This is a genomic window from Streptomyces sp. ActVer, from assembly GCF_027270795.1.
Classification (GTDB): Bacteria; Actinomycetota; Actinomycetes; order Streptomycetales; family Streptomycetaceae; genus Streptomyces; species Streptomyces umbrinus_A.
Genome location: NZ_JAPWHT010000536.1, coordinates 1 through 6,519, shown reverse-complemented (window position 1 = coordinate 6,519; position 6,519 = coordinate 1). Strand labels below are relative to the sequence as shown.

The window sequence follows — 6,519 nt, the reverse complement described above, 5'->3', positions numbered from 1 at the left end:
CTTGCTGCGACCGAGCCTTGAAAGCCGCCTTCCGCGCCTCCTTGGCAACCCTCTTGTCGGGATGCAACCGCCCCATCGCCTCCAGTACATCCGGCGTGGCAGGGTGATCCACCCGCCAGGCTGCCGCGAAGAACCCCCCGTGCTGCGCCGCGAGCCCCTCGACAAGCGCCTGCAGCTCCGCGGAGTTCCCCTCCGCGGCAAGCTGCGCGGCAATCGTGTCGACGGTCAGCCAGAACACCATCCCCTCGGACGGCGGAGGCACGTCCGAGGCCCCCCGCTCGGTGAGCCAGACCCGAGCGAGCCCGCCCAGCTCGGCATCGTCGAGCACCTCACGGAGCGCGGGCGAGGCCTCCGTACCGACCAGCGAAAGGGCCTGCTGGCAGCGCAGCCGCCGCAGCGGCGCCCCCGCGTCGGAACCCTTCGCCGCCGCGAGCAACTCCCTTGCCGCAGCAAGGGGTTCACGCCGGTCGAGCCACTGCTCGGTCTCGGCCTGCGCGGCCGCCGGCGGAAACGCGGAGGTGCTGTCGAGCAGCACGTCCGCCCCCTTGTCCGCGAGGTCGCCCACCGCGGGCGCCGCGAACCCGGCTTCGAGGAGCCGAGCCCGGATCCCGTACACGCCGAGCGGGGTGAGCCGCACCATCCCGTACCGCGAGACGTCCGTGTCGTCGACCGGCGCAGCGGGCTCCTCGTCGGCGTCGGCCATGAGGGCCTCGTCGACGGGCTGGAAGTCGACGAGCCCGATCGGCTCCAGCAGCCGGAACTGGTCGTCGAGCCGCATCATCGCGTCCGAGACCTGCTCCAGGACGTCGTTGGTGGGCTCCCCCATGTCGTCGGGCACGATCATCGACGCGGCGAGCGCGGGCAGCGGCACCGGTCCGTCGCCGGGCCCGTCCTCGCTGGAGGTCAGCAGGTAGAGGTTGCCGAGGACCCCGTCGAGGAACTCCGCCTCGGCCTCCGGATCCCAGTCCAGCTCGGAGAAGTCGATCTCGCCGCCCTCGCCCATGGCCTCCACGAGGTCGTCGAGGTCGGGCACGCTGGCGTCGGCGAGCACCGTCTCAAGGGCGCCGAGCCACAGTCCCAGTACGTCCTGCGGTGCCCCGGAGAGGACGAGTCCCAGGTCGGCCCCCGCGGTGACGGTGCCCTCCTCCTCGTCCACGATCTCGACGAGCCCGGTGTCGACGGCGACCCGCCAGGCCTCGCTCGCGTAGGCAGCGGCGTCCCCGCCGTCGAGGCCGAGCTCCGCGGCGGCGGCCGGCAGCTGTTCCTCGACGAGTTCGCCGCCGGCCCCGACCCTGGTGTCCGGACCGGCCCAGCGGGCGAGCCGCACGGCACGCGAGAGAAGCGGCGTGGCGAGGGCGTCCCGCGCGAGCTCCGCTTCGGAGTGCAGACGCACCGGCGGCAGGGGGGAACTGTCTGACATCGGCTGGTTCTCCTAGGACGAACGTTCGGGCGTACATCTCGGACGTACACGAGGCCCGCGGGCCGCCCGGGAAAACGCCTGCCGGCCGCCCCGGACACGCGACCTCAGCCTAGACGGATTTGGACCCATGCCGCCCGGTTCATGAACCTGTCAGAAGTGTTAACTCGGGAAACCTTGACAAGTGCCGTGGCCAGACACGAGATTGACGCGCGTAGAAACTCACGAGTAGCAGTGCATCGCGGCTTCTACGCGCGTCACGGACCGCCCCACCGGTTACGGCTCCCCCACGCTTCACCCCTGCCTTTGTTCCACAGCTCCACCGCTCCACCCTCGTCTTCGTTCCACTGCTCCACCGCTCCACCGCTCCACCGCTCCACCCACGTACGCGTTCCACAGCTCCACCCACATACGTGTTTCAACAGCTCCACCCACGTCCGTTCACCGCGCCACCCTCGTCCCGGCGCCCACGCACGTCCCCGGAGGGATCCCGTTGCCGAGCAAGTCTTCCGCACGCATAGCCGCGCTCACCGTCGCCGCCGTCTGTTCCACGGTCTCCGCGGTGGTCGTCACCTCGCCCGCCCACGCGGATGCCGTGGCCGTCCATGACATCCAGGGCTCCACCCGTACGTCCCCGCTCGCGGGCCAGCAGGTCACGGACGTGGCCGGCATCGTCACGGGCACGAGAACCTACGGTTCGTCCCGCGGTTTCTGGATCCAGGGTCCGTCCGCTGACGACAACCCGGCCACCAGTGAGGGCATCTTCGTCTTCACCAGCTCCACGCCGAAGGTCGCCGTCGGCGACTCGGTCACCGTCTCGGGCACGGTCACGGAGTTCGTGCCGGGCGGCGCCGCGTCCGGCAACCAGTCGGTCACGGAGATCACCCGGCCGACGGTGACGGTGGTGTCGAGCGGCAACGCGCTGCCCAAGGCCACGGTCATCGACAGCCGTTCCGTACCTGCCGCGTACGCGCCCGAGGGCGACGCGGCGGCGAGCGGTTCGGTCAACGGCCTGACGCTGCGGCCGAAGAAGTACGCCCTCGACTTCTACGAGTCGCTGGAGGGCATGAACGTCGCGATCGGCTCGTCGCGCGTGGTCACCGCGACCGACCCGTTCTCCGAGCTCTGGGTGACGGTCAAGCCGCACGAGAACCCGAACCGCCGCGGCGGCACCGTCTACGGCGCGTACTCCGCGCAGAACACCGGCCGGCTGCAGATCCAATCGCTGATCCCGACCGCCACGGAGCCGTTCCCGACGGCGAACGTCGGTGACACGCTCAAGGGCACCACCGAGGGCCCGCTCGACTACACCCAGTTCGGCGGCTACACGCTGACCGCCCGCACCCTGGGCACGGTCGAGGCCGGCGGCCTGGAGCGCGAGACGACGCGCAAGCAGTCGCGTTCCGAGCTGGCGTTGGCGACGTACAACGTCGAGAACCTCGACCCGACGGACGCCACGTTCGCCGACCACGCGGCCGCGATCGTGGACCGCCTCCAGTCGCCCGACATCCTGTCCCTGGAGGAGATCCAGGACAACAACGGCGCGAAGAACGACGGCACGGTCGCCGCCGACCAGACGATGCAGAAGCTGATCGACGCGATCGTCGCCGCGGGCGGCCCGGCGTACGAGTGGCGCTCCATCGACCCGGTGAACCTCGCGGACGGCGGCGAGCCGGGCGGCAACATCCGCCAGGCGTTCCTCTACAACCCGGAGCGCGTGTCGTTCGTGGACCGCGCGGGCGGCGACGCCACGACGGCCGTCGGCGTCACGAAGGTGCACGGCAAGGCGCAGCTCACGGTCTCGCCGGGCCGTATCGACCCGGCGAACGCCGCCTGGACGAACAGCCGCAAGCCGCTCGCGGGCGAGTTCACCTTCCGCGGAAAGTCGGTCTTCGTGATCGCGAACCACTTCGCGTCGAAGGGCGGCGACCAGTCGCTGCACTCGCAGTTCCAGCCGCCGGCGCGCAGCTCGGAGACGCAGCGCCACCTCCAGGCGACCGCGGTGAACGCCTTCGTCAAGGACATCCTCGCGAAGCAGAAGAACGCGGACGTCGTGACGCTCGGCGACATCAACGACTTCGAGTTCTCGGAGACGACGAAGCTCCTGGAGGACGACGGCGCCCTGTGGTCGGCCGTCAAGTCCCTTCCGAAGAGCGACCGTTACAGCTATGACTACCAGGGCAACAGCCAGGTCCTCGACCAGATCCTGATCAGCCCGTCGATCCGCAAGGACTGCGACTTCACGTACGACAGCGTGCACATCAACTCGGAGTTCTCCGACCAGATCAGCGACCACGACCCGCAGCTGCTGCGGTTCCGCCCGTAGTCACCACAGGAAGCCCGTAGTCGCCGCAGGAACACGCCGGTGAGCCCGGCCCCACGTCAGGGGGGCCGGGCTCACCGGTGTCCGCGTGGAGCGTCAGGCTCCGAAGGCCTGGTTCAGCCAGCCCTTCCAGGCCGCTTCGTTCCGCTTGGCGTCGGCGCCCGGGGCGAAGTCGTGGACGCTCATGCCGACGGGCGCGCCGCAGTGGTTGCGTCCGAAGAAGCGGATGAGGGCGTCGTCGCTGCGCAACCCGATGAAGTACGGGTCGCGGTAGTCGACGACGGCGTCCAGGACCTGGCCGTCGGGTCCCTGGGCCCTTACGCGCGCTCCCTCGGCGGTGTCGTCCGCGAGGCCGAGTGCCCGGCCGACGGCGGCGAAGGCGTCGGCCGCCTTGGACGCGTCGGGCCCGTCGAACGTGGCGAAGGCGGCCGGCCTGGCCGCGAACTTCGTCAGGTACTCGCGCAGGGTGTGGAGGTAGAAGTCGGTGTGCCTGCTCGCTCCGTCGTACTGGTTGTCCCAGTCGTCGACGAAGATCCCGCTGTGCACGTACCGCACCCAGGCGCGCCGTCCGCCGTCGCGCGGCTCGACGGTGTAGCCCGTCGTCCACCTCGAGCCGGTGATCACTCGGGGACGAGTCCGAGGGCGTGCGTGTAGCGGTGGACCGTGGACTGCTTCAGCCCGGGGTACGTCTGTACGCGCTCCCACTCGGGCGAACGGGAACCGACGCCGCCGCCCGGTGCGGCCGGCGCGTCGATGTGGGCCTGCGCGGTCTCCCACTCGGCGTAGTTGAGGACCTTCGTACCGTCGGTGCTCAAGTGGAAGTGGGCGGAGATCCCGCCGGAGCTGAGGTTCGGCTCGCTCTCCAGGGCCTCGAACACGGCGTCCACCCAGGCGCGTTGCCGGTCGGGGTCCGGTCCCTCGAACTCGATCTCGACGATCACGACGCACCCCGGAATCCGGTTCTCCGCCTCCTGGGAGCCACTGCGGTAGCGCCGGTAGCGGCCGAGCCCCACGCGCTCGATCCCGGGCACGGCCAGGTCCACCTCGTCCACGCGCTCCTGCAGGTGGACCTTCACGAACGCCTCGTAGTCCTGCTCGCTCCGCCACTGCGAGTGGTGCAGCAGGGTCGTGCCGTCCTCCCCGGTGTAGACGTGGTACCCGAGCAGCCCCTCGGCCGGCCACGCCCTGCGCTCCCAGGTGGCGGCGATCGCCCCGACCGTCTCCTTCTGCCGCTCGGGCGTGCCCACCCGCCAGGTGCTGAAGAAGGGCGCTCCCACCTCGGGGCGGGTCATCGCGGGGTGCGTATCGGTACGACGGGTCATCAAGAACTCCAGTGATCGCTGATCGGTGTCCACGGCTCCACCCTCCGACCTCAACCCAACTTCAGGTCAAGCACCGGCCTCACGGACGGGGTCCGGCCCCCCGCCGGGCGACAGCGGACACACGACGAGCGGCGGGACCGAATGGATCGGCCCCGCCGCTCGCCGTACGGCACCGGTCAGTGACCGGAGCCTGAGGTGTGTACCAGTGTGCGTATCAGTGGTGTCCGTTGTGTCGTCGCCGCAGCAGTCCCGCCGCGACCACCGCTCCGGCCCCGGCGATCAGTACGGGCCCGGGGTGCCGCTTTCCGGCCTGGACGGCGTTGGTCACGGCCGTGCGCACCGGCCGGGGCACGTTGTCCTGGACGGCGTGTCCGGCCCGCGTGGCCTTGCTCTGCACCACGTGACCGGCCTGTACGGCCTTGTCCTGCACGACATGACCGGCCTCGGTGGCCTTGTCCTGCACGACATGGCCCGCCTGTGCCGCCTTGTCCTGCACGGCGTGTCCGGCCTCGGACGCCTTGCCCTTCAGCTCGGCGCCCCGGGCCCGCGCGCGGGCCTTCACATCGGCCTTGGCGGCCAACTCCTCGACGGTTTCGCCGAGTTGGCCCCGGGTCTCCTGGATCTGCCGTCGCAGCTCGTCCGGGCCCTTCGCGCCGCCGACGGCTTTGCCGGCCGCCTTGTCAGCAGCCTTGCCGGGCTCCGCGGGATCGTTGTTGCCCTTCATCGATGCGCCCTTTCCTTGATCTCGTCGACGTCGGCCCGGACGCTGTCGAGCGCCTCCTCGGGCATCGGCGGGGCGGCGCGCCCCAGCTGGGCCCGGCCGGTCCTCGCCAGCACGCCCGCGACCAGGAAGAGCACGGCCGTGACGATGAGCGCCGCCGCCCATACGGGCAGCACGAGGGAGAGCGCGGCCGCGCCGGTCGCGGCCAGGGCCATCAGCCCCACGTAGGCGACGGCACCGGCTGCGCCCAGCAGCCCGCCGCCGCGCCCCATGCGTCGGCCCTTCTGCGCCAACTCCTCCTTCGCGAGCCGCACTTCCTGTCGTACGAGCTCGGAGAGCTGTTCGGTGGCCTGTCCGACGAGTTCACCGACCGAGTGCTGCTCGCCCGGCCGCCGGTCCATGGTTCCGGTCACGGCGTCCCGCCTCCTTTCGTCCGGGACGCCCGGGTACCCTGCCGGGCCGCCGTCACCCCTGTCCGGCCCCGCGATCGCCGAGTCGCGCCAGCTGGCTCTGGAACCAGTCGAGCCGGGCCTGCAGCAGCGCCGCCTCGGCGACGAGCTCGGACACCCCTAGCCCCTCGGGCAGACCGTCACCGGCGCCCGGTACTACGCCGCCCCCGGCCCGTACCCGCACCCTCTCCCCGCCCAGCCGGGCGAAGGTCGCGCGCGACACCGCCGTACGGCCGCGCACGCATCCGGCGCAGGAGGCCGCGAAGCCCCGCCAGCCGGGCCTGCCC

5 protein-coding genes and 2 pseudogenes are annotated in these 6,519 nt (G+C 71.1%); 1 reads left to right on the top strand and 6 read right to left on the bottom strand.

The annotated features are described in order from the left end of the window. A partial coding sequence (locus O3Q52_RS46650) for a hypothetical protein (protein ID WP_269654542.1) occupies positions 1 to 1,420 on the bottom strand: 1,420 nt, incomplete at its 3' end. A 490-nt stretch (positions 1,421 to 1,910) separates the two neighbouring features. Between O3Q52_RS46650 and O3Q52_RS46645 the strand changes: the two genes are divergently transcribed. Beyond that, positions 1,911 to 3,743: an endonuclease/exonuclease/phosphatase family protein gene (locus tag O3Q52_RS46645; protein WP_269654541.1), complete on the top strand. Its 1,833-nt coding sequence runs from the start codon at positions 1,911 to 1,913 to the stop codon at positions 3,741 to 3,743. A gap of 93 nt (positions 3,744 to 3,836) precedes the next feature. Here the strand turns inward: O3Q52_RS46645 and O3Q52_RS46640 are convergent. From O3Q52_RS46640 to O3Q52_RS46620, 5 genes and pseudogenes are all read right to left on the bottom strand, one after another. Next, positions 3,837 to 4,334, bottom strand: a pseudogene (locus O3Q52_RS46640) (SRPBCC domain-containing protein); the annotation flags it as partial. Positions 4,335 to 4,360: 26 nt separating this feature from the next. Beyond that, positions 4,361 to 5,062: an antibiotic biosynthesis monooxygenase gene (locus O3Q52_RS46635; protein WP_269654540.1), complete on the bottom strand. Its 702-nt coding sequence runs from the start codon at positions 5,060 to 5,062 to the stop codon at positions 4,361 to 4,363. Between the two features lie 214 nt (positions 5,063 to 5,276). Next, complete coding sequence (locus O3Q52_RS46630; protein ID WP_269654539.1) at positions 5,277 to 5,786, bottom strand: DUF3618 domain-containing protein; 510 nt, start codon at positions 5,784 to 5,786, stop codon at positions 5,277 to 5,279. Next, positions 5,783 to 6,196 carry a phage holin family protein gene (locus O3Q52_RS46625; protein ID WP_269654538.1) on the bottom strand — a complete coding sequence of 138 codons (414 nt, stop codon included), beginning with the start codon at positions 6,194 to 6,196 and terminating at the stop codon, positions 5,783 to 5,785. The genes O3Q52_RS46630 and O3Q52_RS46625 overlap by 4 nt, the downstream gene beginning before the upstream one ends. A gap of 52 nt (positions 6,197 to 6,248) precedes the next feature. Beyond that, positions 6,249 to 6,519, bottom strand: a pseudogene (locus tag O3Q52_RS46620) (hypothetical protein); the annotation flags it as partial.

Bases quoted from the DNA above. Each gene is read 5' to 3' on its own strand.
- O3Q52_RS46630 (WP_269654539.1), bottom strand. From the start codon at position 5,786: ATGAAGGGCAACAACGATCCCGCGGAGCCCGGCAAGGCTGCTGACAAG.
- O3Q52_RS46635 (WP_269654540.1), bottom strand. From the start codon at position 5,062: ATGACCCGTCGTACCGATACGCACCCCGCGATGACCCGCCCCGAGGTG.